We start from the raw sequence: 26,867 nt of genomic DNA on the forward strand, positions 1-26,867 counted from the left end.
CCCTCCCCGTCCCCCTCCCCGCCCCCGTCCACCTGGCCCGCGCCGCCGACCGCATCCGTGCGATCGCGCGCGTGCATGGCTTCCAGCGCTGCGGCGTGTCCGGGATCGATCTGCGCGAGGACGAAGCCCATCTGGCCGACTGGCTGGCCAAGGGCCTGTACGGCACGATGGAGTGGATGGCGCGGCACGGCACCCTGCGCGCGCGGCCGGATGAACTGCTGCCGGGCACGGTGCGGGTGATCTCGGTCGGCATGGATTACGGCCACAAGGATGACGCCGAAGCCTGGAACACCCTGCATGACGCCGACCGCGCCTACGTAGCGCGGTATGCGCTGGGCCGCGATTACCACAAGCTGATGCGCAACCGGCTGCAGAAGTTCGCCGACAGCATCGCCGCGGAAATCGGTCCCTTCGGTTACCGCGTGTTCGTCGATTCGGCGCCGGTGCTGGAGCGCGCCCTCGCGCGCAATGCCGGGCTGGGCTGGATCGGCAAGCACACCTGCCTGATCGACAAGCAGGGCGGTTCGTGGTTCTTCATCGGTGAGATCTACATCGACCTGCCGCTGCCGGTGGATACACCCGCTAGCGCGCACTGCGGCACCTGCACGCGCTGCATCGATGTCTGCCCGACCCAGGCGATCATCGCCCCGCACCGCCTGGATGCACGTCGCTGCATTTCCTATCTCACCATCGAACATGACGGCGCGATTCCCGAGGAGATGCGCACCGCAATGGGCAACCGCATCTACGGCTGCGACGACTGCCAGCTGGTCTGCCCCTGGAACAAGTTCGCCAAGCGCACCGACGAGCCCGATTTCCGCGCGCGCAATGACCTGGACACCGCCTCGCTTGCCCAGCTGTTCGCCTGGGAGGAAGACGAGTTCCTGCGCCGCACCGAAGGCAGCCCGATCCGCCGCAGCGGGCATGAACGCTGGCTGCGCAACATCGCCGTGGCGCTGGGCAATGCACCGACCCATGCCGAGACCCTGGCCGCGCTGCAGGCACGGCGCGAGCACCCTTCGGCGATCGTGCGCGAGCATGTAGCCTGGGCCCTGCAACAGCACGCCACGCGCGCCGCCGCGGGATGAAGCATCGCCGCCGACGTGCGACCATGGCCCCCCGTTCGTACCGTTTGGCCTGATGCCCCCCATGGACCGCAGCGCGCAGATTCTCACGCCCAGCCAGCTCAACATCCTGGCCCGCGACCTGCTGGAAGGCGCGTTCCCGCTGATCTGGGTGGAAGCCGAACTGGGCAGCGTTACCCGCCCGGCCTCAGGCCATATGTATTTCACGCTGAAGGACGCGCGCTCGCAGATCCGCGCGGCGTTGTTCAAGCCCAAGAGCCAGTGGCTGAAGTTCGTGCCGCGCGAAGGCATGCGCGTGCTCGCGCGGGGCCGGTTGACCCTGTACGAAGCCCGCGGCGAGTACCAGATGGTGCTCGACCACATGGAAGAAGCCGGCGAAGGCGCCCTGCGCCGCGCCTTCGAGCAGCTCAAGGCGCGGCTGGAGGCCGAGGGCCTGTTCGCGCCCGAGCGCAAGCGGCCGATGCCGGCCCATCTGCGCCGCCTGGCGGTGATCACCTCGCCCACCGGCGCGGCGGTGCGCGACGTGCTGAGCGTGCTGGAACGGCGCTTCCCGATGCTGGAAGTGGATCTATTGCCCAGCCTGGTGCAGGGCGACAGCGCCGCCGCGCAGTTGACCTCGCTGCTGCGTTCGGCCGATGCCAGTGGCCGTTACGATGTCATCCTGCTGACCCGCGGCGGCGGCTCGATGGAAGATCTGTGGGCGTTCAACGACGAGCAGCTGACCCGCGCGATTGCCGCCAGCCAGACACCGGTGGTCTCTGCGGTGGGTCACGAAACCGACTTCAGCCTCGCCGATTTCGCCGCCGACCTGCGCGCGCCCACGCCCTCGGTCGCGGCCGAACTGCTGGTACCCGACCAGCGCGACCTGCTGCTGCGCGTGCGCCGCCTGGATGCGCGCCTGGCACAGCTGCAGCGGCACAGCCTCGGGCAAGCGATGCAGCGCGCGGACCGCGCCCTGCTGCGCCTCAACGCACAGAGCCCGCAATCACGCCTGCAGCTGTTGCAGCGCCGCCAGCAGGATGTCGCGCGTCGCCTGCACGCAGCGTGGACGACACAGCATCAGGGCCGCCTGGCCCATCTGCGCCACGCCGCGACTGTACTGCGCAGCGGTCACCCGCAGCGCCGGCTGGATGCCCTGCGTGAGCGCCTGCAACGGCTGCTGCCACGTGCAGACAGTGCAATCGGCCGCCAGCTGCAGCGCGACAATCTGCGCCTGCGCGCGCTCGCCCGTTCGATGGAAGCAGTCAGCCCGCTGGCCACCGTCGCGCGCGGTTACGCCATCCTGACCCGCGAGGACGATGGCAGCCTGGTGCGTTCGCCGCTACAGGTGCGCCCCGGCGATACGCTCCAGGCACGCGTGCAGGACGGCGTGATCGACGTAACGGTCAACGAACCGGCGCGCTGACCCAGCGCGCCCACGCCACGCCGTTCGCCTTCAACGCCCCGCGCTTTCGCAGAACTTCTGCCGGTATTCCATCGCCTTGGGCATCAACGCCTGCAGGTTCTGGATCCGCGTACCCGGGTTGGGATGCGTGGACGCGAATTCCGAGGTCGACTGCCCCCCACTGGCCTGCCCCATCCGCTCCCACAGCGGAATCGCTTCCTGCGGGTCGAAGCACGCCGCGGCGGCCAGCATCAGGCCCACTTCATCGGCCTGGGTTTCATGGCTGCGCGCATAGGGCAACAGGTAGCCGTAGCCCATCGCCGACATCATCATCTGCTGCTGTTGCGGGTCCATGCCGCTGGCGGCGCCGGCCATCTGCCCGATCTGGGTCATCTTCTGCTGGGCCATGCGCTGCGCGCCATGGCGCAGCAAGGCATGCGCGATCTCATGCCCCATCACCACCGCCATCGCATCCACCGTACGCGCGACCGGAATCAGCCCGGTATAGACCGCCATCTTGCCGCCCGGCAGGCAGAACGCATTGGCCTGGTCGGACGGGATCACGTTGACCTCCCATTCGAAGTCACGCGCGAAGTGCGCAGGCTTCAACCCATGTTCCTCGGCGAGCGCGGTTTCCACCACGTCCACCTTGGCGATCAGGCGCTGGGCGATCGCCTGGATCTCGCGCGACTGTGGCGCATTCGGATCCAACGGCCGCTCCTGGGCCAGGATTTCCTGGTAGGCCTGCAGGCCGAGCGCCTTCTCTTGGCTCGCATCGAGCGAGCTGTCGATCAACACGCTTTCGCCGGTGTACGGATCCACCGCACGGTTGGAGAACCAGTAGAACGCGGCATAGCCGGCGAAGGCCAGCAGTACCCACCAGCGGATGTTGCCGAACAGGCCCGGCCGCCGGGCGCGGCCCTGCTGCTGACCGCCGAATGGATCGTTGCGCATGCGCTTGCTTCCTGAGATGGCCGCGGCACCCTGCCCGACACTGCGCCAATCCTAGAACGCGCGGTGGGTGGCCGGGTGAAAATCCGACCCGGCGCGCCGTTGGTCAGATACCGCGGACCAGGCGGAAGCCGATCCGGGCGCTGGTGGTGTCCGAGTCCTGCGATTGCCGCCACGCCGCGCGGGTCTGTGCCGGAGCGTTGGCCCAGTTGCCGCCACGGATCACCCGCTGCCGGCAGCCGGGGTTGAACCAGGCCACGCCATCGGCAGGTGCCCGCCGGTAACTGGCATGCCAGCAGTCGGCCACCCACTCGCTCAGGTTCCCGGCGATGTCGTGCAGGCCCCAGGGGTTGGGATCGAAGCTGCCCACCGGCGCCGGCCCCCAGTATCCATCGCCGTAGCCGACGAAGGCGTTGTACCAGTGCCGGCCGGAGGGTGAGACATCCTCGGCGCCGGTGAAATTGCCGGCGCGCGCGGGCGGCGTGCCCGCATCGCCCCACGGGTAGCGGCCACTGCTGCCCGCGCGCAGCGCGTATTCGAATTCGGCCTCGCTGGGCAGGCGGTACGAGCGTCCGGTCTGTTCGGACAGCCAGGTCGCGTAATTCTCGGCATCGCGCACGCTGACGTGCATCACCGGCAGGTTGGCGATCGCCTCGGCGCCGTTGTAATCGGACTGCCAGTCCACGCCGCTGCGGCGGACGAAGTTGCCGCTGCGCTCGTCGTACACGATCGAATGCCCGCGCCGCGTGGCACGTGGGCGGGCCTTGGTGGATTGCACGTAGCGGCGGAAATCGGCGACCGTCACTTCGGTGATCGACATCGCAAAGCCGCGCTCGAACCGCACGTAATGCGAGGGTTTCTCGGCATCGGTCGCGCCCAGTTCGTTCTCGGCGGCGCCCATCTGGAATCCGCCATGCGGCACCACGATCATCTGGGGCCCGCGGCCACCATCGCGCAGGGCATCGCTGAACACCTGCCGCGGCCGGAAGCTGCCGTAATGGGTGACCAGTTCGATGCGCTCGCGCAGCTGGCCCACGACGGGATCACCGGGCAATGCGATGCGCAGGGCATCTTCCAGTTTCTGCCGCGCCGGCTTGAGACCCTGCGGCGTGGCCAGATCACGCAGGCCCTCGTTGCGCAGCCGCGCCAGGGTGTCAGAGCGGATGTTCTCGATGCGCTCGAAGGCATCGGCGATGGTGATCGAAGAGTCACGCACCTTGGCCGCTTCGGCCAGCCACGTCCCCGCGGTCGCAAAGTCAGTGGCCCGCGCGGCCGTTTCCGCACGCCGGATCAGGGCGCTCTCTGCGGCGGCCAGCCCCTGCCGGGCACGAGGATTGTCCGCATCCAGCGCCAGCGCCTCGCGGAAATTGGGGATGGCGCCATCGCCGTCTTCGCCGATGCGATCGGCACGCAGATCCTCTTCACCGGCGCGGTTGTAGGCCACCACGCGCTGGGCGATCTCCACCCGTGACTGCAGCTCACGTACCTTGGCATCGTCGGGCGCCAGGGTCAGCAGGACCAGGGCCATCTCGCTGGCCTGGGCCAGCGCCTCACGCTGCTTGAGCGGGCGGTCCAACAAGGCGGACGCTTCCTCCAGCAGACGCTGACGGGCGCGCTTCAGGCCGGCCTGGGCCACCCTGTCCTTGGGATCGCGCTCCAGCAGCGCCAGCCAGATCGGAATCGCATCCTCGGCGCTGCGGTACAGCCGGTCTTCCTCGAAGGCGCGCGCGGCGTCACGGCGTGCCTGCGCGGCTTCGCCGTCGACGAGGGTGACCGCAGGTGGCTGCCAGCGCTCCACGGTCTCGGCCGCATCCTCGCCACCGATGGTGACCTGCGCCACCGGTGTGCTGGGCGTGGGCCGCGGCGCAGCGGGCGTGGCCGCTGGGGTTGCCGGGGCGGGCGCAGGCGCGGGCGAACAGGCGGCCAGCACCCCCAGCAGTGCGGTGAACAGCAGCGGCAATGTGCCTGACGGTCGCAAATGGGGGTCCTTGGGGCATGGCATCGTCTTGCAGTGCCTGCACCCTGCCTTACGCCGTGTGCCCCGGGTGCAGTCGCGTTCCAGGCGGCATGCCGCAGGTGCGGACAGGCGATCATCATAATCGCCACCGTCGCAGGCGGCGACCGCTGGCAGCCCGGGCGTTCATCGCACTGCGCAGGCATGCCGGCCGTGGCACGGGGTTAGGCTATCCTCCCCGACCTGAGCACCCCTTTGCAGTACATGGAATCCCACGTGGCTTACTGGATCAAAACCCCGGCGGAACTGGACGAGCGCTTCCGCCAGCGCCCCACCCGCATCGGCCTGGACACGGAGTTCATCCGCGAGCGCACCTACTGGCCGCAACTGGCCCTGGTACAGATGGCGGTCGGCGATGAAATCCTGCTCATCGACCCGCTGATCCCCGGCATGAACGAGGCCCTGGCCCCGTGGCTGACGGATACCTCGATCCTCAAGATCATGCACAGCGCCAGCGAAGACCTGGTCACCTTCAAGGTCGCCTGCGGCGTGCTGCCACGCCCGCTCTTCGACACCCAGATCGGCGCTGCGCTGGCCGGCATCGGCGGCGGCATGGGTTACCAGAAGCTGGTCACTGCGGTCACCGGCGTCACCCTGGCCAAGGGCGAGACCCGTTCGGACTGGATGCGCCGCCCGCTCTCGGAGGCACAGCTGGAGTACGCCGCCGACGACGTGGAGTACCTGTTCCAGATCCACGACACCATCGACGCACGCCTGGAAGAACTCGGCCGCCGCCAGTGGCTGCAGGACGATGCCGAGCGCCTGCTCGCCAGTGTGGAACACGATGAAGAGCGCTGGCCGCATGTGGCGATGCGCTCGGCGCAGTTCATGGATACCCCGGCACAGCTGCGCCTGCTGCGGTTGCTGCGCTGGCGCGACGTGCAGGCCCGCGCCAGCGACAAGCCGCGCAGCTGGGTGCTCGACAACGAACTGGCCGCCGTGCTGGCACGCACGCCGCCGGCCGATGTGGATGCGCTGTCCAAACTGATGGAAGGCTTCCCCAAGGCCCCGCGCAAACTCGCCGCGCAGGTCTGGCAGGCGCTGATCACCCCGCTTGCCGATGAAGCCGAAGCCCCTTTGGCGCTGCCGGCCAACGATGCCAACAAGCAGGCCCTCAAGCGGCTGCAGGATGCGGTCAGCGCGCGCAGTGCCGAACTTGGCCTGCCCGACGGCGTACTGGCCTCGCGCAAGCACCTGGAAAGCTACATTGAACGCCGCCAGTGGCCCACGGCGCTGGCCGGCTGGCGCCAGGCGCAGCTCGAGCCGATCCTGGCCCCTCTGCTGCCACCTGCCTGAAACGACAACGCCCCGCATCTGCGGGGCGTTGTCTCTTGGATCCGACACACCGGTGCCGCAGCAGCGCAGCACCGGCGACGTGGGTCTTACCAGTTCATGTTGAGCGACACACCCACGGTGCGCGGTTCGTTGTAGACCGCGGCCATGTAGTTCTCGATCACACCCTTGAGGTTCTTCTCATTGGTGATGTTGCGCGCGAACAGCGCCACTTCCCAGGCACCGTAGTTGGCCGAGTAGCCCAGCTTCAGGCCGCCTTCGAAGCTGCCCTTGGAGTTGAATTCGGCCGAGTCGTACAGCACGAAGCTGGTGTAGCCCTGCTTGTTCCAGTCGGTGGAGACGAAGAACACATCGGCGTCATTGACCGGCATGTCGTAACGCGCGGCCAGGTTGATGTTGTACTTCGGTGCATTCGGCAGCGGGTTGCCGTTGATCTGCGCGAAGGTGTTGGCACCGACCTTGATGGTCGGGTCGTTCACGGTGCACACCACGGCGCCGTTCAGGGCGCAGACCTGCGCGTACACGCGGTCGTCCTGGATCTTGCTGTGCAGCAGGCTGACGCCGGCGCTCAGGGCCAGGTTCGGGATCGGGCGCAGCTCCATGTCCGCTTCCAGACCGTAGGCCTTGGCCTTGTCGGCGTTGAAGAGCACGCCGTTGCCGTCCGAATCGTTGCCGTTGAGCTGGATGTCGTTGACCACATAGGTGAACGCAGCCGCGTTCACGCGCAGGCGGTTGTCCCACAGGCTGCTCTTGATGCCCGCTTCCCAGGACAGGATGGTTTCCGAGTTCGCCGTGGTGAAGTCGGCATTGAACACGGCCGAACGGCCCTGGATGGTCGGGCCGCGGAAGCCGCGGGCCACGCGCGCGTACACGCTCAGCTGCGGGTTGAACGCATACATCGCGCTCAAATCCCAGCTCGGCGTGGTGTCGGACATCTCCACGTAGGTGCGGCCCTTGTAGGTCACGGCACCGGCGGCGGTATCGGCGGTCTTGAGCAGGCGGGTCTTCTTCTCGTCCTTGGTCTGGCGCAGGCCGGCGGTCAGGGTGAACTTGTCGGTCACGTCATAGCTGACCTGGCCGAAGCCGGCCCAGGAGGTGTTGACGTTGCGCAGGCGAACCCAGTTGTTCGGGTTGCGCGCGTTGCCCTGCAGGAACCAGGCGCGCTGGTAGAAATCGGTGGTGTCGCGACCGTCGAAGTAGAACGCGCCGACCTGCCACTTCAGGCGGTTGTCGTCGGCGTTGGCCAGGCGGAACTCCTGGGTCCACTGGTCCAGATCGCGGATCTGGCCCATCGACTGGCCGTAACCGTTCGGCACGCCGTTGACCGGGTAGTTCACGGCCGCGCCGCCGTCGGTGTCACCGCGGCTGTAGCCGGAGGTGGTTTCGTAGGCGGTGATCGAGGTCAGCGAGACGTTGCCGAAATCGTAGATGGCCTTCACCGAGCCGCCGTAGGTCTTGTAGGCCTGCGGGTTGTTGTCGGCTTCGTCGTAGGCGACCTGGTCGCGCGGCACGTCGGTCTTGTTGGAGCCCTTGGTCAGCGCGCTGCGCAGGAACAGGGTCGAGGTGCCGTCGTAGTCGCGTGCATGGGCCGAGGCCAGCAGCGAGAAGTTCTCGGTCGGCTGCAGCAGCAGCTGCGCGCGCACGTTGCGGTCGTCGAAGCCGCCCATGGCGTTCTTCTTCGGCGAGACCGTGCCATCGGCGCTGGGGCCGCGGTAGGTGTTGTCGACGTAATCATCGCGGTGCTGGTACAGCGCCGACACGCGGAACGAGGCGATATCGTTGATCGGGCCACCGAAGCCGCCGTCGATCGCCACGCTGCCGTAGGTACCGTAGCTGGCCTGCACGCGGCCGCTGTAGTCCTGGCTCGGCTTGATGGTGTCGAACTTGACGATGCCGGCGGTGGTGTTGCGGCCGAACAGCGTGCCCTGCGGGCCGCGCAGCACTTCGATCTGGTCCACGTCATAGACCGGGTTGGACTTCAGCACCACGTGCTCGAGCACCACGTCGTCCTGGATGATCGAGACCGGCTGCGAAGCACCCAGGTAGAAGTCGATGTTGCCCAGGCCGCGGATGTAGAAGCGCGGGAAGATGCGGCCGGTGGTGGTTTCAGCGTAGAAGCTGGGCACCTTGCCCGACAGTGCCAGCAGGGTGTCGTCGCCGCCGGCGGTGTAGTCGCGGATCTTCTCGCCCTGCACCACACCGACCGAGACCGGCACTTCCTGCAGGTTGCGCTCGCGGTGGTCGGCGGTAACGGTGATGGTGTCCAGCGAGGTCGCGCTGGCCGACTGCGCGTCCTGCGCCGAGGCGGCAGCGGACAGCATCAGCGCAGCCGAAGCGCAGGCCAGCGCCAGGGCGTGGCGGCGCGGCAGCAGGGCGGCCGGCAGGGAACGGGAAAGAAGACGCGTCGACACAGGGGCGTGGCGTAGAGCGGGCATGCAGAGGTCTCTGGTAGTACAGATCGGGGCAGCCGGCGAGATGGCCGGGCACCATAGGAAATCGACACCGCTGTGGAGACAGCGATGCGGCACGGTATTGGCTGGATGTTGCAGATTGGTGTCAGGGCGTTCTGGGCGACGGCTGTCCGGCCCCCCTGGTCCACTGGCTATGCGGCCGCGTTTTCTGGCGCGGATTATGCCCGGCCCACGCGCGCGCCGGAAGGGCAGCGTTCGGGTTTGGACGCCTACCGGGCCATCGGTCACATGTCGCCCGGCGCTTGTCGCCCTTCGTGGTGGCCAACCTGGCCGGGCGCAGCGTCGGCGTGGCGGCCAAGCTGGACAAAGCCCTGCTGCGGCAGGTCGAATGGGCACCTGGCAGGACACCCGGCGCCGGCCCGTGACCCGGACCAGGCACCCCTTGGCAGGCAATGCCGGTCGGCGCTAGACTAGGCCCATCGCGAGGTACGGCCGAGGTCGGGTACGCCACGCAGTTGCACCACCCGTGGGGCCATAGCTCAGCTGGGAGAGCGCGTCGTTCGCATCGACGAGGTCAGGAGTTCGATCCTCCTTGGCTCCACCACTATTCAAGACAACGCCTCGGAAACCAGGTTTCCGGGGCGTTGTTGTTTCTGCAGGTTGCGCGGGTTGCTTACGCGCCCTCGGGATTGTCCTTGCGCTCCGGCCGGCGTGTGCCTGCATCGTGGATCGCCTGATCGGTCTGTCCCGGCCGCTGCTTGGCGGTATCGTCCTGCTTGCGGTCCTGCTGGCTCTCTTCGATGCCTTCCTGCTTGCCTTGTTCGCTGGGCTTGGTGTCTGCCATGGTTCTACTCACTGATGCGGGCACCGGGACGGCGCCTTCAAGGGCAGACTAACCAGCCGATCGTGATGCACGAATCACGATCGACACGGCCTCGCACACGTCGCGCTCACGCGCGATACGCCGGTCAATCCAGCTTGACCACCAGCTTGCCGAAATTCCGCCCCTTGAGCAGCCCGAAGAATGCCTCGGGCGCGTTCTCCAGGCCCTCCACGATGTCTTCGCGATACTGCACGCGGCCGTCCTTCAGCCACTGCCCCATCTCGCGCAGGAACGCCGGGAAGAAGGCGTGCAGGTCGGACTGGATGAAGCCGCGCACGGTCAGGCGCTGGCGCAGCACCTGGCTTATGAAACCCGGCAGCCGGTCCGGCCCGGGCAGCACCGCGCCGCGCGCGTTGTAGGTGGCGATGGTGCCGCACACGGGAATGCGCGCGAAATCGTTGAGCAGCGGCGCGACCGCATCGAACACATGCCCGCCGACGTTCTCGAAGTAGACATCGATGCCGTCGGGCACCGCCGCGCGCAACTGCGCGGCGAAATCGTCGGCGCGGTGATCCAGCGCCACATCGAAGCCCAGTGTTTCCAGGTACGCGCGCTTCTGCTCGCCACCGGCAATGCCGACCGTGCGCGCCCCCTGCAGCTTGGCGATCTGCCCCACCGTTGCGCCCACCGGGCCACTGGCAGCCGCCACCACGAGCGTTTCGCCCGGCTGCGGCTTGCCGATTTCCTGCAGGCCCACGTACGCCGTGAATCCGGGCATGCCGTACACACCCAGTGCAGTGCTGATCGGCAGGTCGTTGTCCTCGAGCTTGCGGCTGAGCTGATCGCCATGGATGACCGCGTGCGTCTGCCAGTTGCCCGGTGCCAGCACATGCTCGCCGATGGCGAAACCGGGATGGTTGGAGGCGAGCACTTCAGCAACGGTGCGCCCTTCCATCACCGCATCCAGCGCAACCGGTGCGGCGTAGGACGGCCCCTCCTCCATGCGACCACGCATGTAGGGATCCAGCGACAGATAGCGATTGCGCAGCAGCACCTCGCCCGGGCCAGGCGCGGGCACCGGCACGTGCTCGATACGGAAGTTGGATGAGACGGGAGCACCGTTCGGGCGAGAAGCGAGCACGATGCGGGTGTTGGTAAGTGCGTTCATCAGCGGATCGCTCCGGGGAGACGGAAAAGGAATCCCGACAGTACGCCGTCCGGGCACGTGCGGGCGGGGGGTAAAACAGCGTTCCATCGGTGCAGGACGACGCGGCTGTGCAATCACCTTGTGCGACAGGGACCGATCGTCCCGATGGCGTCGCAGCATTCCATTCGTACGCTGCACCGCGCATGCGTTGCCCGCGCCGCCGGCCAGGGCGCATGATCGCGTCATGAACGTTCCCGCTTCCCGCCGACGCCGCTACCTGCTGCCCGGGTTGATGTCCGCCACCACCGTGTTCGGCCTGGCATGCTGGGCGATCCTGGCGACCGAGCCCGGTTGCCTGGCCGCGCAAGGCCATTGGTCGTCCGGTGCAGGCAAGTGCCACACGCGCCTGTGCCTGCTGCAGGGCGACTGCGGCGAGATGGCTTCACCCATCGTGGCATGCAACAAGGTGCAGGTCGGCGACAGCCGTGGCCGCGTGTACTTCCACCTGGGCAATCCCCTGCCCGGTGCAGGGGCCGACGCGGAGTGGCCCGCAGGCAAAGCCGACAAGGGCATGATCCGCGCACGCTTCGAGGATGACCGCCTGGTCAGCCTGGCCTGCCCGGTCACGCCGTAGGGCGTGCGCGCCTCCATTGCAGCGGGCTCATGCCCATCTCGATCCGGAACATGTAGTTGAACGCCGACGCCGAGGCATAGCCCAGCTCGTGCGCGATTACCGTGGGCGAACGCCCCTGCGCCAGCCACTCAATGGCGCGCAGCAGGCGCAGCCGCAACCGCCACTCACGCAGGCGCATGCCGGTCTCGCGCTCAAAGTGGCGCGCCAGGGTACGCGGCGATGCACCCAGCAAGGGTGCCCAGTCATTCACGCTGCGGGTGTCGGCGGGTTGCTCGTACAGCGCCTGGCACCAGCGCTGCAGGCGCGCATCCTGCGGCCACGGCAGGTGCCGGGTGTGCTGCCGCTGGCGCGGCAACTGCGCAGTGATCAAGGTACACAAGGTGGCGTAGTAGGTGCGGTCGTGATCGGGCACGGTGCGATCGAGTTCAATGATCAGTTCGCGCAGCAGCGGTGACACATCGAGCACCACGCAATGCGTGGGCATACCCAGTTCCGGGCCATCGGCCACGTAAAGATTGCGGAACGCCGAGGTGTTCAACGCGCCCGTGTGATGGAGCGTGCCGGTCGGCACCCACAGCGCCTGCTGCGGGGTGATCACGTGACGTGCCTGCCCGGCGCTGGCCTGCAGCACACCCGTGCTGGCGTGGACCAGCTGGTTCCAGCCGTGCACGTGCGGCGGGAAGCGCTCGCCGGCCTCCAGTCGCTGGCTGCGCGCCACCACCGGCCAGGGTAGACGCCGCAGCGGCGGCACCGGAACTTCGCGCCAACCCGGCGCAGTAGGTTCAGCCATGGCCATGTGACGTCTCATCGACAGGATGGGTCATTCTATCGAAAGACGCGGTCACCTCCCCCCACCGACGATGGGCCCTCCCCGCTCCCCTCCACACCCATGTCCCTCACGGTCCCGCATCCCCGCCACGCCTGGCAGGTCATCACGGCCGGCATCTGCGCGCTGGTACTCACGGTTGGCCTGGCGCGCTTTGCCTACACCCCGCTGCTGCCGGTGATGCGGCTCGACGCCGGGCTCACGGCCGCCGCCGGCGGCTGGCTGGCAACGTTCAACTATCTGGGCTACCTGGCCGGCACCGTGCTGGTCGCCCGGGTCGGCGACATGCAGCTGAAATTCCGCTTCTACCGCATCGGACTGGTCCTGGCAGTGGTATCCACCGGCCTGATGGGCACCACCACGGACATGGCCTTCTGGGGCGTGCTGCGCTTCGTGGCCGGCCTGTCCAGCACCGCCGGCCTGCTGCTCGCCTCCGGGCTGGTGCTCAACTGGCTGCTAGCCCATCAGCGCCGCCCACAGCTCGGCCTGCACTTCGCCGGCCTCGGGGTGGGGATCGCGGTCTCGGGCCTGGCGGCTGCGGCGATGGCCGATCAACTGGCGTCCTCCCGGCAGTGGATCGCCCTGGGCACCCTCGCGGTGGTGTTCCTGATCCCGGCCTGGGCATGGATGCCGCCGCCGGCAGCGATCTCCAGCACGACGGGTGCCAACGCTCCCCCGCCACCCGGGCGGCGCTGGCGCTGGCTGCTGATCGCCTCGTACTTCTGCGCGGGGGTCGGCTTCGTGGTCAGCGCGACCTTCATCGTCGCCATCCTGGTGCAGACCCCTGCCTTCGCCGGCCACGGCAGTTGGGTGTGGATGCTGGTCGGCCTCACCGCCATCCCCTCGACGTTTGCCTGGGACCGGCTGTCTAACCGGCTCGGCCTGATCCGTGCATTGATGCTCGCGTATGCGTTGCAGGCCACGTCCTTCGTATTGCCCTTGCTGGATGGCGGGCTGTGGGCCGGCGCGGCCAGCGCGGTGCTGTTCGGCCTGACCTTCGCCGGCATCGTCAGTCTGACCCTGACCGTGGTGGGTCGCCACTACCCGCACAATCCTGCCAAGGCGATGGCGACGTTGACGCTGAGTTACGGCGTCGCCCAGATCATCGCCCCCGCGATCGCCGGCACGCTGGCGCGCGACAGCGGCAGCTACCAGGGCGCATTGGTGCTGGCGGCGATCATGATGGTGATCGGCATCGTGCTGTTGTGGTGCATGCCCAACGACGCACGATCCACCCCGGGCTGATCAACTGCACCGGCGCAACGCATCCGCCTGAACCGACGTTCATGCGCTTCGGTGATGTGCTCGAGCCCGGTGGATCAAGCACTTGGATGTGGGCGGACAAGGGTTTGGAAACAAATGTGAAATTTTTTTCGCGAAACGCTTGCCGAACCCCTCATACCTCCGTATTATTCGCGTCCTCGCCAGCGGCAACGCAGCGATGAAGTGGCCGGGTAGCTCAGTTGGTAGAGCAGGGGATTGAAAATCCCCGTGTCGGCGGTTCGATTCCGTCCCCGGCCACCACAATTTCAGATGACCTGCAGAAATGCAGGTCATTTTTTTTGTCTGGCGTTCGACCAGGCCACATCGCGCATCGTTCAAGGAAGGGGGGTCTGCACATGGTTCGTGCTCTGTTCGCCGCGCTGTTCGGCAAACGCCATGCTGTCTTCCACAGCACGCACCCGCTCGAGGCGACCGTGCTGCAGCTCAGGCAGTCGATCCAGCACGGCCCTCGCCTTTCTGCCGCGGGGATGCGCGGGAAGGTCTCCGCTCAACGGATCCGCCTGTGCTGGAAACGCCCCTTCGTCTCCAATTCGTTCAAGCCGTATTTCATCGGCCGGTGCATTGCCACCGAGCGCGGCGCGCGGCTGGAAGGTGCGTTCCAGATGCACCCCTTCATCCGCACCTTGGTGATCGGCATGTTCGTCAGCCTGCTCATCTTTCCGCTGGTGGCGGTGGTGAAGCACTGGCAGCTCACACACGAGCTCGCCCCCGCACTGTTCGCCAGTCTGGCGGTCGTGCCTGCCGCCTACCTCATCGCCGCCGCGGTGCTGGTGATCGTCAGGATCAGCCGCTGGGCCGCACGCGACGACGAAGCGATGATCGAGGCGGAGATCCATCGCGCATTGCAGAGCGGGCAAACCGACCAGGGATGATGTCCTGCGTGACGCAATGGCATGCCTTGCCGTTCATCGCCACGCGCTGGCATGCTCACCTGGCGGACAGTGTCGTCTGCGGCCACGCTTGTTCGCACCTCATGGCCGCGCACACAGGGAGAAGTGAATGTCGAACGGCATCGACGTGCTGCAGGCGCAGATCGCGCAGCTGAAACGCAGTCAACGAAGACTCACGCTGGGCTACGCGGGGTTCGGCGTCCTGGCCGTGGCGGCGTTGATGATGGGGGCGACGTCGCAGCGCAGCGCCAGCTTCGACGTCATCGATGCCCAGCGCATCAACATCAAGGAACCTGATGGGACGTTGCGACTGGCGATCTCCAATCGCACGCTCTTTCCCGGGGTGCTCATCCACAACAAAGAGCAACCGCATCCGCGCCCGATGGCAGGCATGCTGTTCTTCAACGATGAAGGCACGGAAAACGGCGGGCTGATCTACAACGGCTCGCTCGACAAGAACGGCAAGCCCTCCAGCGGCATGAGCCTGACCTTTGATCGCTATCAGCAGGACCAGCAGATGCAGTTGCTGGGCGTGGACGAAGCAGGGACACACTCGGCAGGGCTGACCTTCAATGACGTTGCCGACGGCCTGGACCGTCCGTTCTTCTCCAAGCGGGACGAAGCACTTCATCGGAATGGCGTTCCTGCGATCACCGAGCGCGTGTTCCTTGGCAAATCTGATGCGCGCGATGCCATGCTGACCCTGCGCGATGGTCAAGGGAAGCCGCGGCTTGAGCTAGTGGTCACGCCCGCGGGAGACGCCAAGGTGCGCTTCCTGGACGAGAACGGCAACGCCACGCGGGAACTCTCCGCTGACAGTCGGTAGCGCGGGTGCCGCACGCTGCCACGCGCACGCCAGCCACGTGAGACGGCCACTGCATGACGGAATATTCACAATTTCCGTCCTGCCTGTGCCTAAGCTCGCTGCGTCTTGTGTGGAGTGTCGACAATGCGCAGCCGCTATCTGATCAGTGCCCTGCTCGCCCTCGCCGCCACCGGGTCGGCCTGGGCGGCCGCGCCGGTGACCTCGGTGGAGGCGCTGGACATGGACCGCTACGCCGGCCAGTGGCATGAGATCGCGCACCTGCCGGTATCGTTCCAGAAGAAGTGCGTCAGCGATATCACCGCCACCTACAGCCTGCGCGCGGATGGCCGGATCAGCGTGCACAACGCTTGCCGCCAGGCCGATGGCGATCGCGTCGCCGCCGATGGCGTGGCACGGCCCGTCGAGGGTCACCCTGGCAGGCTGCAGGTGCGCTTCGTGCCGGACTGGCTCTCCTGGGTCCCGTTGGTCTGGGCCGACTACTGGGTGATCGCCCTGGATCCGGGCTACCAGTGGGCAGTGGTCGGCGAGCCGGACCGCAGATACCTGTGGATCCTCTCGCGTTCGCCGAGCATGGACACCGCCCTGTTCGAGCAGCTCAAGGCGCGTGCCGAGGCGATGGGCTATGACCTGGCCCCGTTGCGGGTGATGGCGCCGCTGGACTGACCTGGCGCGCCGGCCACGCGCCGCGCCGCCGCTCGGCCGTGTTCCCCCAGACTAAAAGCACGTGGCCCGGTCATCCCGGTGCCCTACCCTTGCCCCCTGCTGCCCCGGAGCAGCACGGACACCATACGCCGTAGTATGCTCATACCCATGCAGTATCCGCCCGAGGATTGCGCCATGTCCCACCGCTTCCGTTCCGCCCTGCCCATCAGCCTGATCGCCGTCGCCTGCCTGACCCTTGCCGCCTGCAACAAGACGGTCAAACGCGTCTCCGAGCCGGCCGCCAGCGTGCAGGAATTGACGGTGCGTGCCGATGGCAGCTGGACGATCGCGCTGCGCCTGCAGAACTTCAGCTCCATGCCCATGACCTTCGACAACGTGTCCCTGCAGCTCAAGGTGAGCGATCAGGACGCCGGTGCGCTGCAGCTGCAGCCGGCGCTGTCGATTGGTGGCGTGTCGGCCGATGTGGTCAACGTCGACCTCAAGCCGAGCTCGGGCGCACGCCTGGTGATGGCCGATGCACTGGCCGGCAACCGTACCCTGGCCTATTCGCTGAAGGGTTCGGTGAGCGCGACCCCGCAGGAAAAGAAGCAACGCACCTTCGAGATTGACAGCCGCAGCACGCTCAACCAGGCCCCTGGCCTGGCCGGCGTCCTGCGCTGACCGGCGGGCTGTCCGCCACCCTTCGCCACTGATCGAGACCGTCCCCGATGAGCAGCTACACCGCCCCGCTTTCCGATATCCGTTTCGCCCTGCATGACGTGCTCAAGGTCGAGCCGCTGTTCGCGCGCCTCGGCCTGACCGATGCCACCGCCGATGTGGTGGATGCCGTACTGGAAGAAGCCGGCCGTTTCAGTGCCAGCGTGCTGGCGCCGTTGAACAGCGTGGGCGATGAGATCGGCTGTGTACTGGACCAGAGCACCGGCGAGGTCACCACCCCGCCTGGCTTCAAGCAGGCGTACACGCAGTTTGTCGAGGGCGGCTGGACCGGCCTGACCGCTGCGCCGGAGCTGGGTGGCCAGGGTCTGCCGCACACGCTGGGCGTGCCGCTCAACGAAATGATCAATGCCGCCAACCTGGCGTGGGGCAACTTCCCGCTGCTCTCCCACGGCGCCATCGAGGCGCTCAAGCAGCACGGTGAGGCGTGGCAGCAGGAGGCCTTCCTCAAGCCGCTGATCGAAGGCCGCTGGACCGGCACCATGTGCCTGACCGAACCGCATTGCGGCACCGACCTGGGCCTGCTCAAGACCAAGGCCGAGCCCAACGCGGACGGCAGCTACGCTATCACCGGCACCAAGATCTTCATCACCGCCGGCGAGCACGACCTGACCGACAACATCGTCCACCTGGTGCTGGCCAAGCTGCCAGATGCACCGGCCGGCGCCAAGGGCATCTCGCTGTTCGTCACCCCGAAGTTCAAGGTGGACCGCGAGGGCAAGATGGGCGAGCGCAATGCGCTGCGCTGCGGCTCGATCGAGCACAAGATGGGCATCAAGGGTTCGGTCACGTGCGTGATGAATTTCGACGGCGCCGAAGGGTATCTGGTGGGCCAGCCGCACAAGGGCCTGCAGGCGATGTTCACCATGATGAACACCGCACGCCTGGGCGTTGGCCTGCAGGGCATCGGCCTGTCCGAACGCGCCTACCAGAACGCCCTGAAGTACGCCCGCGAGCGCCTGCAGTCGCGTTCGCTGAGCGGCCCGAAGAACCCGGAAAAGCCGGCCGACCCGATCCTGGTCCACCCGGATGTGCGGCGCATGCTGCTGACCATCAAATCGCTGGTGGAAGGCAGCCGCCTGTTGGCCCTGCACGCGGCCACCCTGATCGACGTCGCCCACCATGCGCAGGATGCCGGCGAACGCGAACGCGCCGACACCCTGGTGAGCTTCCTCACCCCGATCTCCAAGGCCTGCCAGACCGAATGGGGCATCGAGAACACCTACAACGCGCTGCAGTGCTTCGGTGGCCACGGCTATATCCGCGAGCACGGCATGGAGCAGCTGGCACGCGATGCCCGCATCACCACGCTGTATGAAGGCACCACCGGCATCCAGGCACTGGACCTGATCGGTCGCAAGACCGCCTCCAGCCAGGGCGCCGGCCTGAAACTGATGCTGGCCGAGATCGAGGCCTTCGCCAAGGCCAATGAAGGCAACCCGGCGCTGGCCGAGTTCATCGCCCCACTGCGCGCCAAGGCGGACGAATGGGGCAAGCTGACCCTGGCGACCCTGCAGCGCGCGGCCACCAACCCCGATGAACTCGGCGCGGCCAGCTTCGATTACCTGTTCTATTCGGGCTATGTGGTGCTGGCCTACTGGTGGGCACGCAGCGTCGCTGCCGCCGATGCCTCCGCGCAGAGCGCTGCGTTCAAGCAGGCCAAGCGCGAGACCGCCCGCTTCTACTTCGCCCGCGTGCTGCCCCGCACGCTCAGCCACGCCGCCGCGATCCAGGCCGGCGCCGAACCGCTGATGGCGATGACCGACGCGCATTTCGGCGAAGGTTGATCGGTCGCCGGACCACCGACGCCTGATCGTCGGTAGGTGCCGACCGCCAGTCGGAGCACCGATACCTGATCGTCGGTAGGTGCCGACCGTTGGTCGGCACCCCGATACACGTGCTGGAGAAAAGCCCCCTTGATGTTCAAGGGGGCGCGCCAACGGCGCGGGGATAAGCTGGAATGCCCGGGGCCGAATCGTTACCAAATGGGTAGGCGCCTGCCGCCTATACCCATTTGGTAACGATTCGGGTATAAGCTGTTTTCCCGATGGAGACAGACACTACACGCTTGGGTCTGATCGATACCGGAGCCTCGTCCGCCCCGGTCGCCGAGGTATCGCCGATCGTTACGCTGCATCGGCCCGGCTCGGTACGGTTATTGGCCCTGGACGCCCACGGGCGCGTACTCGACTGGATCAATTGGCAGGACGCCTCCTGCCTCTACGCACGCGGTGCGGTCGCCTGGACCCTCGGTGACCCCTGCCTGCACATCCGCGGCGGCATCTGCCGCACCACCGGCCTGCAGAGCGGGCTGGACCTGCACCCGATCATCGCCGCCCGCGGGCATGCCCGTTCCCGTGCGATCGACCCCACTCCGAATCTCTCCAATCCGGCCCTGTTCGCGCGCGATGCGCATCTGTGCCTGTACTGCGGGCAACAGTTCAACCGCCCGCAACTGACCCGCGACCACGTCATGCCGATCTCCAAGGGCGGCCTGGACGTGTGGGAGAACGTGGTCAGTGCGTGCTTCCACTGCAACTCGCGCAAGAGCAACCGGACCCCGCAGCAGGCCGGCATGCCGCTGCTGGCCGTGCCTTACCGGCCCAGCTGGATCGAACACATGATCCTGTCCAACCGCAACATCCTGGCCGACCAGATGGCGTTCCTGAAGGCGCAGCTGCCCAAGCGCTCCAAGCTCTGCGCCTGAGTGCACTGCGACGTTCTGTCGCAGCTGCCGTCACCGTTTACTCACTGAAAAGGCGGTTTGCTTGCCCCACCCCCATTTGGGGGGGAAAATAGGCGCTCAGAAGAAGCGCGATAAACATGATCGACTCCGCCCGCTATCCCCGCCTTGCGCGCATCCAGTCACCGGATGACCTGCGCAGGTTCGATGAATCCGAACTGCCCGCGATCGCGGATGAACTGCGTGCCTACCTGATTGAGTCGGTGGGCAAGAGCGGCGGCCATTTCGGCGCCGGCCTGGGCGTGATCGAACTGACCGTCGCCCTGCACTACCTCTATCAGACGCCCGTGGATCAGCTGGTCTGGGACGTGGGCCATCAGACCTACCCGCACAAGATCCTGACCGGCCGCCGCGACGAAATCCACACCGTCAAGCAGAAGGACGGCGTCGCGCCGTTCCCCAAGCGCGAGGAAAGCGAGTACGACACCTTCGGCGTCGGCCATTCCTCGACCTCGATCTCCGCGGCGCTGGGCATGGCGATCGCACGCCAGGCCGAAGGCGATGACCGCAAGGTCGTGGCCGTGATTGGCGATGGCGCGATGACCGCCGGCATGGCTTACGAGGCGCTCAACCACGCCGGCGGCATGGAGCAGGAACCGAACCTGCTGGTGATCCTCAACGACAACAACATGTCGATCTCCGAGGCCGTCGGCGGGCTGACCAAGATGCTCGGCCGGGCCACCGGCAGCCGCACGCTCAATGCGCTGCGCGAAGGCGGCAAGAAGATCCTCGGCGACAAGAAGCACAACCCGACCGCGCGCTTCGTCAAACGCTGGGAAGAACACTGGAAGGGCATGTTCGTGCCGTCCACGTTCTTCGAGGAAATGGGCTTCCATTACACCGGGCCGATCGACGGCCACGACGTGCCGGCGCTGGTCGCCACGCTGAAAACGCTCAAGAGCCTGAAAGGCCTGAAGCTGCTGCACGTGATGACCACCAAGGGCAAGGGTTACGAGCGCGCCGAAGGTGACCAGATCGGTTACCACGCGGTTGGCCCGTTCGATCCGGACAAGGGCCTGGTCGCCAAGGGCGGGGCCAAGAAGCCGACCTATACCGACGTCTTCAGCGACTGGCTGTGCGATGCCGCCGCGGCCGAACCGAAGCTGATGGGCATCACCCCGGCGATGCGCGAGGGCTCTGGCCTGGTGCGCTTCAGCAAGGAATACCCGGACCGCTACTTCGATGTGGCCATCGCCGAACAGCACGCCGTGACCCTGGCGGCGGGCATGGCCACCCAGGGCGCCAAGCCGGTGGTGGCGATCTACTCGACCTTCCTGCAGCGCGCCTACGACCAGCTGGTCCACGACGTGGCCGTGCAGGAGCTGGATGTGCTGTTCGCGATCGACCGCGCCGGTGTGGTCGGCCCGGATGGCGCGACCCATGCCGGCAACCTGGACCTGAGCTTCCTGCGCTGCGTTCCGCACATGGTGGTCATGGCCCCCTCCGATGAGGCTGAGTGCCGCCAGATGCTGACCACCGGCCTGCGTCATGCCGGCCCGGCAGCGGTGCGCTACCCGCGCGGCAGCGGCACCGGCGTTGCCGCCGGCACCGACCTGTCCACGCTGGAAATCGGCAAGGCCGAGTTGCGCCTGCCGGGCAGCCGCATCGCCCTGCTCGCCTTCGGCAGCACCGTGACCGCCGCCGAACAGGTGGGCCGCGAGCTGGGCCTGACCGTGGTCAACATGCGCTTCATCAAACCGCTGGACCGTGCCCTGCTGCTGGACCTTGCGCAGCGCCACGAAGGCTTCGTCACCATCGAAGACAACGTGGTCGCCGGCGGTGCCGGCTCCGGCGTGGCCGAGCTGCTCAACGCCGAGAACGTGCTCAAGCCGTTCCTGCACCTGGGCCTGCCGGACAGCTTCCAGCACCATGCCAGCCGCGAAGACCTGCTGGCCGAAGCCGGCATCGATGCCGGCGGGATCCGCCAGGCCGTGCTCAAGCGCTGGCCGATGTTGGTCAACAGCGGCCAGGCGCTCAGCGCAGCGGGCTGACGCACTGTCGGCCACCGTCGGGTGGGCTCGCCGCAGAAACACCGAGGCCGCGTCTGATCGACGCGGCCTCGTTCGTTTCAGCCTGCATCACGCACCCTGGCGCTGTGCAGCGGCCCTCAGTAAATCTGGAACTGCGCCCGGCAGCCGCCGTCCACCCAGACCCCGGTACGGTCCCAGCCCCAGGTGCGGCCTTCGATGCAGGCGTTGCGCGAGGTCTGGCGGATCAGCCGCGCCTCGCGGCGCACATTGGCCACGCAGCGCTGACGGCGATGGTCATTGGAATCGCAGGTCAGGATCTGGCCCCGGCCACTGTTGCCGCCGCCGTTGTGCCCCCAGCCACCGCCGCCATTCCAGCGGCCGCCGCGGCCACCTTCGGCGATGAACTCGGCCCGGCAACCCTGCGTCACCCATACGCCGTTGCGGGCCTGGCCCCAGGTCTGCCCTTCCACGCAGGGCGAGCCGGAGATCTGCCGCACCAGACGGGCACGGCCCGGCAAGGCGCATTGCTGCGTGCGGTTCTTGATCGACTCGCAACGCACCGGGCCGCCGCTGTAACCGTCGTCGTAGTAGCGGTCGTAGTTCTGCGCCTGGGCGGCACCGGCCAGCGCCATCAGGGCCGGCACCACGGCCCAGCGCAATCGTCTGGCTGCCTGGGAAGGGCGGTTGTTGGACATGGGGGACCTCGATGCTGTGTGGGGAGGCGCACAGGATCGGTGATCGTCCGGCCGGGCGACATAGGCCAGAAGTCGCTGATTTCATGCCCTATTTAGGTACCCGACGCGAGGCTGACTGGGCCGACCGAAGCCGGTCACATCCGTTATGGTGGCTGCTTCACGGCCGCTCAGCCGTAGCGCACGGCGTCCACGTAGGTTTCCAGCACCTGCACCCGGACGGCGCTGCTGTTGCCGGTTTCGGCAAAATGCTCGCGCGCCAGAGCATCGGCGAAGTCAAAGGCGGTAGCACCGTTGCGGAATGCGATCGGTGCGGATTTGGCCGGATGCACGACGTGCCAGCGGCGTTCGATATGTTGCAGTTTGATCACCATGCGGATCGTTCCTTTGCGGCATGCCTGGGCGAGAAGCTCACGACGGGAGGGATCCATCCCTCAGCAGGAACGATAGAGCAGGCCGCAGCCTACGGGTATCGGATTAGTCTGATTTTGCTCAACTATCGGTACCAAGGAACCGGAAAGGTTCGGCCGGCTGGAATCGGGGCAGCGCGTCGCCGGCGAACACATTGCGCTGGTCCGGCCCCAGGTCGAGTTTCAGCACCGGCGCACCGCGCGAGAAATCGGCCTTGTTGAGATCCACCCAGAAGGTATTGGGGGTCATCGCCGATTCGAAGAAATACAGCTTGCGCTTGTGATCGGCGACAGTTCGCCAGCGGGTGGAAGAAATGTTCGGCTCCCCCGGCGTGGTGATTCCATAGGGCACCGACACATTGCGGATCACACTGAACACGCTCGCCAGCGCCACCACCGGATCTTCGCTTTTGGGAATGGCGTTGATGTAGAACTTCGCGCGTGCGAACCGATCGGCCGAGCGGTTGGTGCCGGGCAGCATCACGGTGCCACCAATCTCCTGCCAGTACGCGTTCAGCGCCAACTGCTGGTCGAACACGGGCGAGTTGGTCATCACCTGGTAAGCGCGATCGTGATGGATCACCTGCCTGCCGTTGATGTACTCGACGATGGCGCTGTCGCCGCTGGCGTCGGACAAGGACAGGTGCAGCGTGGCCAGTCGCGATTCGCCCGGCACCTTGTCGGTCACGATGGAAAACGGCTCGCGTTCCAGCGCGGCGACGGCCTCGGCAACGGTGGCGAAATTGTCGAGCGCGTACTGCGCCCACAACGAAATCGCCAGCCCGGGTTTGCTGCCACGCTGCTGTGGGTACCCCGATTCGGCCAACCACAGCAGATTGGCTGACAGTCCCGCTTCGTTGAGGCCGTCGGTGGTGGAGATGTCGTAGCCGGTGGCGACGACGCTGCCGTAGCGCGACGTCCAGCGGATCGAGCGCGGCCCGGCCTGGCCATCGCGACTGATGCCTTTGGGCAACACCCATAGATTGGTGGCGACATCGCTTTTCCAATCCATCGAGCGGGCGGTGATCACGTCCTGGTTGTCGCCCAGGTACACCACGCGCGTGCAGGCATCGGCCTGGGCGCAGACACAGGTGAGTGCCGCAGCAAGCGTAATGTGACGCATCGAAAACAGCAGTTTCATGGCGTGCCTCCTGGCCGTGGCGCTGACAAGCTGGCGTCGAACCTGATACAGGCGATACCCACGCAGACTCGTCGCAAGCATCCTGCTTCAACGCATCATCGCTTCCACGGCGCTGGTCATGCACTACAACGCAGCATCGGCGGAACCGTTCCGCGTCATATCAGCCCACGCCAAGTGATGGAGGAGTGAACCCGGCATCCTGCACGTGGCATCGACGGACCCGGCGTGAGACTGCCTGCGACCTCAAGCGCCCATGGAGGGTGCATGTCCATTCGAGCCGCCCTGCTTCCCCTGCTCGCCGCCCTCACCGCCTGCGCCCATCCTGCACCGCCACCCTCACCCACTGCGGGCGTACCGGGCGCAGACCGCGATGCGCACGGGTGCATCGGCTCGGCAGGCTACCGCTGGTGCGAACGCACACAGCAGTGCGAACGTCCTTGGGAGCTGGCGAAGGCCAAGGGGCTGGAGAATACCGCCGAGGTCATCACCGCCTACTGCGCTGAGCCGCCGGCCGGGCCGGCGAAACGCTGATCCCACACGGGATCAGCCATCCTTGTTCTTGCCGCCGAAATCGAGCGGCTTGCTGTCGCCGCCTCGACCATCATTGAACCGGATGTTCAACTCATTGCAGCGGCTTTCCCGGCGGGCGACCTGCGCCGGCAGGTCCTTCACCTGCGGCGAATCCTCGCACTGCGGGCGCGAGGCGACATCGTCATAGGTGGCGCACCCGGACAGGCCAGACAGGGCCAGGCCGGATGTCACCATCACACCGAACAGCGAATGTACGCGCATCGAACCGGCACCTGAAAGGGGGACCTGTCCGTTGTCCCACGACGCCTCTGCCCGATCAGCTGCCATTGGTCATGCCGGGGTCGCTGCCAGCACCGGCCGCGGATCCACCGGCAGCACCACCAGGAACCGCGCGCCACCACCGGGGGCGCTGTCCACGGCAATGGTGCCGGCATGCCGCAGCACGATCTCACGCGCGAGATGCAGGCCCAGCCCACTGCCGCTGCCGCTGGGCCGCAACCGATGGAACGGCTCGAACACGGACAGCCGCTCGGCCTCGGGCACACCAGGGCCTTCATCGCTGACCGACAGGCTGCCGTCATCGTGCAGCGCCACCGCGATCATGCCGCGGCCACCGCCGTGGGCGATGGCGTTCTGCAGGAGGCTGGCGATGACACGGTGCAGTGCATGTGGATCGCCGCGGACCCAGATCGGCTGGTCGGGGGCGTCCACCGAGAAGCCGTAACCGGCATCCACGACCAGCGGCGCCACGTCGGCGGCAACCTCACGGGTCAGTGCGGAGAGGTCGATGCGCTGCGACTGGCTGCCGTGGCGGTCCAGCCGCTGCAGATCCAGCAGCTGCTCGGCGATGTTGCTCAGGCGGCTCAGGTCCAGCTGCAGGCGCGAGCGTGCCTCGCCGGGCGGCAGATCGGCCAGCCGCGTGGCCAGGATCGCGATCGGCATGCGCAGCTCATGCGCAGCGCCGGCGAGGAAGCGGTCCTGGGCGTCGTAGCTTTCACCGATGCGGCGCACCGCCGCGTTGAACGCATCCACCAGCGGGTAGATCTCCAGCGGTACCGCACGCGTATCCAGGCCGCTGCCACGCTCGTTGACCTGGATCGCGGCCGCCTGCGCTGCCACGCGGTTGACCCCGCGCAGCGCGCGGTGGATCACCCACGGCGCCACCACCAGCGTGATCACCAACACTGGCAATGCGATCCAGCCCCCCAGATAGCGGAAGATCAACAGCAGCTGCCGCACGATGCTGCGTTCGGGAATGCCGCCCACCGCCACGTGCAATCGCCCTTCGGGCCGATCCACGACCACCACGCGCACGGCAAGCGCATCGGCATTGATGCGGGTGCGGATATCGGTCTGCTCGATGTGATCCAGCCGCGCGACCAACGGGCGGTACTGCACGGGCACCTCGCCATGCACCAGCCGCCGGCCGCGTTCGTCGGCGGCGGCGAACCAGAACGTGGCCGGCGGGCGCGGCACGGCCAGGGCGACCTTGGGTGGATCCGCCTCCAGCCCCTGGGCGCCAACGGAGATCGCCGATGCGATCTGGTCACTGGTCTTCCAGTCGATGTAGGCCGAGCGACGGTCGCCGTAGGTCAGCACCATCGCACTCAACGCCAGCGCGATGGTCGCCGCCTGGATCAGGCACACCTTCCAGACCAGGTTGAAGGCCAGGGAATCGGGTTTGAGCAGTCTCACGGCGTGTCCTTGAGCAGGTATCCGATGCCGCGCATGACATGGATCTCCACGCCGGCATCAGCTTCCAGCAGCGCCTTGCGCAGCTTGGAGACATGCGCATCCAGCGCATTGGACTGGATGGCATCGTCAAAACCGTACACAGCCTCCAGCAACGAAGCGCGGCCCACCGTGCGCCCCTGGCGCAGCGCCAGCGCTTCGAGCACCAGCAGCTGCCGCCGCGGCAATGCCAGCAGCACATCGCAAACGCGTGCCTCGCGCGCCACGAAATCGAACTGCAGCCGGCCCAGTGACAACACCGGCAGGGTGATCTGCGAGGGGCGCCGGGAGATCGCGCGGATCCGTGCGAGCAGTTCTTCCACGGCGAAGGGCTTGGTCAGGTAATCATCGGCACCGACATCCAGCCCGGTGACCCGGTCGGCCACCGAAGCGCGCGCGGTCAGCATGATCACCGGCAGGTTCGGCACCCGCTCACGGGCGACCTGGACGAAACTGGCGCCATCGCCATCGGGGAGCTGGCGGTCCAGCAGGAGGATCTGGTGTACGCCGGCCTTGAGCGCTTCATCGGCCTGGGCCATCGAGCCGACCACGTCGACCACCATGCCATGGCGCGCCAGGCTGACCTGGATCGCACTGGCCATTTCCGGATCATCTTCCAGGAGAAGAAGGCGCATGGGAGCGTTGCCTGCGGGGTACGAAGGAGGCGATGGTACCGCGCACGCCGACGTAACGTTCCGACAATG

At 66.9% G+C, this 26,867-nt stretch carries 26 protein-coding genes and 2 tRNA genes; 16 read left to right on the forward strand and 12 right to left on the reverse strand.

What is annotated here, in order from left to right:
• Both queG and xseA read left to right on the forward strand, forming a co-directional pair.
• Positions 1-1,088 (forward strand): tRNA epoxyqueuosine(34) reductase QueG (queG, locus tag HMPREF3113_RS03625; protein ID WP_343124048.1); only part of this gene is annotated, 1,088 nt, incomplete at its 5' end.
• Between the two features lie 61 nt (positions 1,089-1,149).
• The gene (gene xseA, locus HMPREF3113_RS03630) at positions 1,150-2,490 is read left to right on the forward strand and encodes an exodeoxyribonuclease VII large subunit (protein ID WP_102788044.1); all 1,341 of its coding nucleotides are present in this window, start codon (positions 1,150-1,152) and stop codon (positions 2,488-2,490) included.
• 30 nt (positions 2,491-2,520) lie between these two features.
• Here xseA and HMPREF3113_RS03635 read toward each other — a convergent pair whose 3' ends face one another.
• Together HMPREF3113_RS03635 and HMPREF3113_RS03640 are read right to left on the reverse strand one after the other, a co-directional pair.
• Entirely contained in the window at positions 2,521-3,423 is a 903-nt protein-coding gene (locus tag HMPREF3113_RS03635) for a M48 family metallopeptidase (RefSeq protein WP_070470864.1), read from the reverse strand.
• 103 nt (positions 3,424-3,526) lie between these two features.
• Entirely contained in the window at positions 3,527-5,398 is a 1,872-nt protein-coding gene (locus HMPREF3113_RS03640; protein ID WP_254665232.1) for a formylglycine-generating enzyme family protein, read from the reverse strand.
• Between the two features lie 252 nt (positions 5,399-5,650).
• Here HMPREF3113_RS03640 and rnd point away from each other — a divergent pair, with 252 nt between their 5' ends.
• Entirely contained in the window at positions 5,651-6,730 is a 1,080-nt protein-coding gene (rnd, locus tag HMPREF3113_RS03645) for a ribonuclease D (RefSeq protein WP_070471061.1), read from the forward strand.
• An 86-nt stretch (positions 6,731-6,816) separates the two neighbouring features.
• Here rnd and HMPREF3113_RS03650 read toward each other — a convergent pair whose 3' ends face one another.
• On the reverse strand, positions 6,817-9,162 hold the full coding sequence (locus HMPREF3113_RS03650; RefSeq protein WP_026069716.1) for a TonB-dependent receptor: 2,346 nt from the start codon (positions 9,160-9,162) through the stop codon (positions 6,817-6,819).
• 278 nt (positions 9,163-9,440) lie between these two features.
• Here HMPREF3113_RS03650 and HMPREF3113_RS19085 point away from each other — a divergent pair, with 278 nt between their 5' ends.
• Together HMPREF3113_RS19085 and HMPREF3113_RS03655 are read left to right on the forward strand one after the other, a co-directional pair.
• Complete coding sequence (locus HMPREF3113_RS19085; RefSeq protein ID WP_261798213.1) at positions 9,441-9,563, forward strand: hypothetical protein; 123 nt, start codon at positions 9,441-9,443, stop codon at positions 9,561-9,563.
• A gap of 103 nt (positions 9,564-9,666) precedes the next feature.
• Positions 9,667-9,742, forward strand: a tRNA-Ala gene (locus HMPREF3113_RS03655).
• Positions 9,743-9,811: 69 nt separating this feature from the next.
• On the opposite strand, the gene HMPREF3113_RS18745 is transcribed toward HMPREF3113_RS03655, so the two are convergent.
• Together HMPREF3113_RS18745 and HMPREF3113_RS03660 are read right to left on the reverse strand one after the other, a co-directional pair.
• Entirely contained in the window at positions 9,812-9,982 is a 171-nt protein-coding gene (locus HMPREF3113_RS18745; protein WP_167390307.1) for a hypothetical protein, read from the reverse strand.
• Between the two features lie 124 nt (positions 9,983-10,106).
• Positions 10,107-11,129: an NADP-dependent oxidoreductase gene (locus HMPREF3113_RS03660; protein WP_070470868.1), complete on the reverse strand. Its 1,023-nt coding sequence runs from the start codon at positions 11,127-11,129 to the stop codon at positions 10,107-10,109.
• Between the two features lie 223 nt (positions 11,130-11,352).
• On the opposite strand from HMPREF3113_RS03660, the gene HMPREF3113_RS03665 reads away from it, so the two are divergent.
• The gene (locus HMPREF3113_RS03665) at positions 11,353-11,742 is read left to right on the forward strand and encodes a hypothetical protein (RefSeq protein ID WP_070470870.1); all 390 of its coding nucleotides are present in this window, start codon (positions 11,353-11,355) and stop codon (positions 11,740-11,742) included.
• On the opposite strand, the gene HMPREF3113_RS03670 is transcribed toward HMPREF3113_RS03665, so the two are convergent.
• The gene (locus tag HMPREF3113_RS03670) at positions 11,732-12,532 is read right to left on the reverse strand and encodes an AraC family transcriptional regulator (RefSeq protein ID WP_254427754.1); all 801 of its coding nucleotides are present in this window, start codon (positions 12,530-12,532) and stop codon (positions 11,732-11,734) included. The two genes, HMPREF3113_RS03665 and HMPREF3113_RS03670, sit on opposite strands and share 11 nt — an antisense overlap.
• Before the next feature lie 99 nt (positions 12,533-12,631).
• Between HMPREF3113_RS03670 and HMPREF3113_RS03675 the strand changes: the two genes are divergently transcribed.
• The 9 genes from HMPREF3113_RS03675 (at position 12,632) to dxs (ending at position 21,679) form a co-directional block, all read left to right on the forward strand.
• Positions 12,632-13,813, forward strand: coding sequence for a YbfB/YjiJ family MFS transporter (locus HMPREF3113_RS03675; protein WP_070470874.1), 1,182 nt, complete (start codon positions 12,632-12,634; stop codon positions 13,811-13,813).
• Between the two features lie 203 nt (positions 13,814-14,016).
• Positions 14,017-14,092: transfer RNA gene (locus HMPREF3113_RS03680), tRNA-Phe, on the forward strand.
• Positions 14,093-14,187: 95 nt separating this feature from the next.
• Entirely contained in the window at positions 14,188-14,724 is a 537-nt protein-coding gene (locus tag HMPREF3113_RS03685) for a hypothetical protein (protein ID WP_070470876.1), read from the forward strand.
• A 127-nt stretch (positions 14,725-14,851) separates the two neighbouring features.
• Complete coding sequence (locus HMPREF3113_RS03690; protein WP_083298715.1) at positions 14,852-15,568, forward strand: hypothetical protein; 717 nt, start codon at positions 14,852-14,854, stop codon at positions 15,566-15,568.
• 123 nt (positions 15,569-15,691) lie between these two features.
• Entirely contained in the window at positions 15,692-16,231 is a 540-nt protein-coding gene (locus HMPREF3113_RS03695) for a lipocalin family protein (RefSeq protein WP_070470878.1), read from the forward strand.
• Between the two features lie 174 nt (positions 16,232-16,405).
• Complete coding sequence (locus HMPREF3113_RS03700) at positions 16,406-16,891, forward strand: LEA/WHy family protein (RefSeq protein ID WP_070470880.1); 486 nt, start codon at positions 16,406-16,408, stop codon at positions 16,889-16,891.
• 47 nt (positions 16,892-16,938) lie between these two features.
• Complete coding sequence (locus HMPREF3113_RS03705) at positions 16,939-18,732, forward strand: acyl-CoA dehydrogenase C-terminal domain-containing protein (protein ID WP_070470882.1); 1,794 nt, start codon at positions 16,939-16,941, stop codon at positions 18,730-18,732.
• A 260-nt stretch (positions 18,733-18,992) separates the two neighbouring features.
• Positions 18,993-19,652 carry an HNH endonuclease gene (locus HMPREF3113_RS03710; protein WP_019182787.1) on the forward strand — a complete coding sequence of 220 codons (660 nt, stop codon included), beginning with the start codon at positions 18,993-18,995 and terminating at the stop codon, positions 19,650-19,652.
• A 116-nt stretch (positions 19,653-19,768) separates the two neighbouring features.
• Positions 19,769-21,679 carry a 1-deoxy-D-xylulose-5-phosphate synthase gene (gene dxs / locus HMPREF3113_RS03715; RefSeq protein ID WP_070470885.1) on the forward strand — a complete coding sequence of 637 codons (1,911 nt, stop codon included), beginning with the start codon at positions 19,769-19,771 and terminating at the stop codon, positions 21,677-21,679.
• A gap of 116 nt (positions 21,680-21,795) precedes the next feature.
• Here dxs and HMPREF3113_RS03720 read toward each other — a convergent pair whose 3' ends face one another.
• The 3 genes from HMPREF3113_RS03720 to HMPREF3113_RS03730 all read right to left on the reverse strand — a co-directional run bounded on the left by HMPREF3113_RS03720 (position 21,796) and on the right by HMPREF3113_RS03730 (position 23,883).
• The gene (locus HMPREF3113_RS03720) at positions 21,796-22,353 is read right to left on the reverse strand and encodes a DUF3011 domain-containing protein (protein ID WP_046273229.1); all 558 of its coding nucleotides are present in this window, start codon (positions 22,351-22,353) and stop codon (positions 21,796-21,798) included.
• Between the two features lie 167 nt (positions 22,354-22,520).
• Entirely contained in the window at positions 22,521-22,724 is a 204-nt protein-coding gene (locus tag HMPREF3113_RS03725; protein WP_019182784.1) for a hypothetical protein, read from the reverse strand.
• A 118-nt stretch (positions 22,725-22,842) separates the two neighbouring features.
• The gene (locus HMPREF3113_RS03730) at positions 22,843-23,883 is read right to left on the reverse strand and encodes a linear amide C-N hydrolase (protein WP_070471066.1); all 1,041 of its coding nucleotides are present in this window, start codon (positions 23,881-23,883) and stop codon (positions 22,843-22,845) included.
• A 288-nt stretch (positions 23,884-24,171) separates the two neighbouring features.
• Here HMPREF3113_RS03730 and HMPREF3113_RS18305 point away from each other — a divergent pair, with 288 nt between their 5' ends.
• On the forward strand, positions 24,172-24,432 hold the full coding sequence (locus HMPREF3113_RS18305) for a peptidase (protein WP_080341530.1): 261 nt from the start codon (positions 24,172-24,174) through the stop codon (positions 24,430-24,432).
• Positions 24,433-24,444: 12 nt separating this feature from the next.
• Here the strand turns inward: HMPREF3113_RS18305 and HMPREF3113_RS03735 are convergent, their stop codons facing one another.
• The 3 genes from HMPREF3113_RS03735 to HMPREF3113_RS03745 form a co-directional block, all read right to left on the reverse strand.
• A complete protein-coding gene (locus HMPREF3113_RS03735) occupies positions 24,445-24,693 on the reverse strand; it encodes a hypothetical protein (protein ID WP_070470887.1) in 249 nt (82 codons plus the stop codon).
• A 69-nt stretch (positions 24,694-24,762) separates the two neighbouring features.
• On the reverse strand, positions 24,763-26,127 hold the full coding sequence (locus tag HMPREF3113_RS03740; protein ID WP_052727520.1) for a sensor histidine kinase: 1,365 nt from the start codon (positions 26,125-26,127) through the stop codon (positions 24,763-24,765).
• Positions 26,124-26,798, reverse strand: a complete 675-nt coding sequence (locus HMPREF3113_RS03745; protein ID WP_019182779.1) for a response regulator transcription factor — start codon at positions 26,796-26,798, stop codon at positions 26,124-26,126. Before HMPREF3113_RS03745 ends, HMPREF3113_RS03740 begins: the two co-directional genes overlap by 4 nt.
• Positions 26,799-26,867 lie beyond the last annotated feature (69 nt).

Source organism: Stenotrophomonas sp. HMSC10F06 (genome assembly GCF_001807865.1).
Classification (GTDB): domain Bacteria; phylum Pseudomonadota; class Gammaproteobacteria; order Xanthomonadales; family Xanthomonadaceae; genus Stenotrophomonas; species Stenotrophomonas bentonitica_A.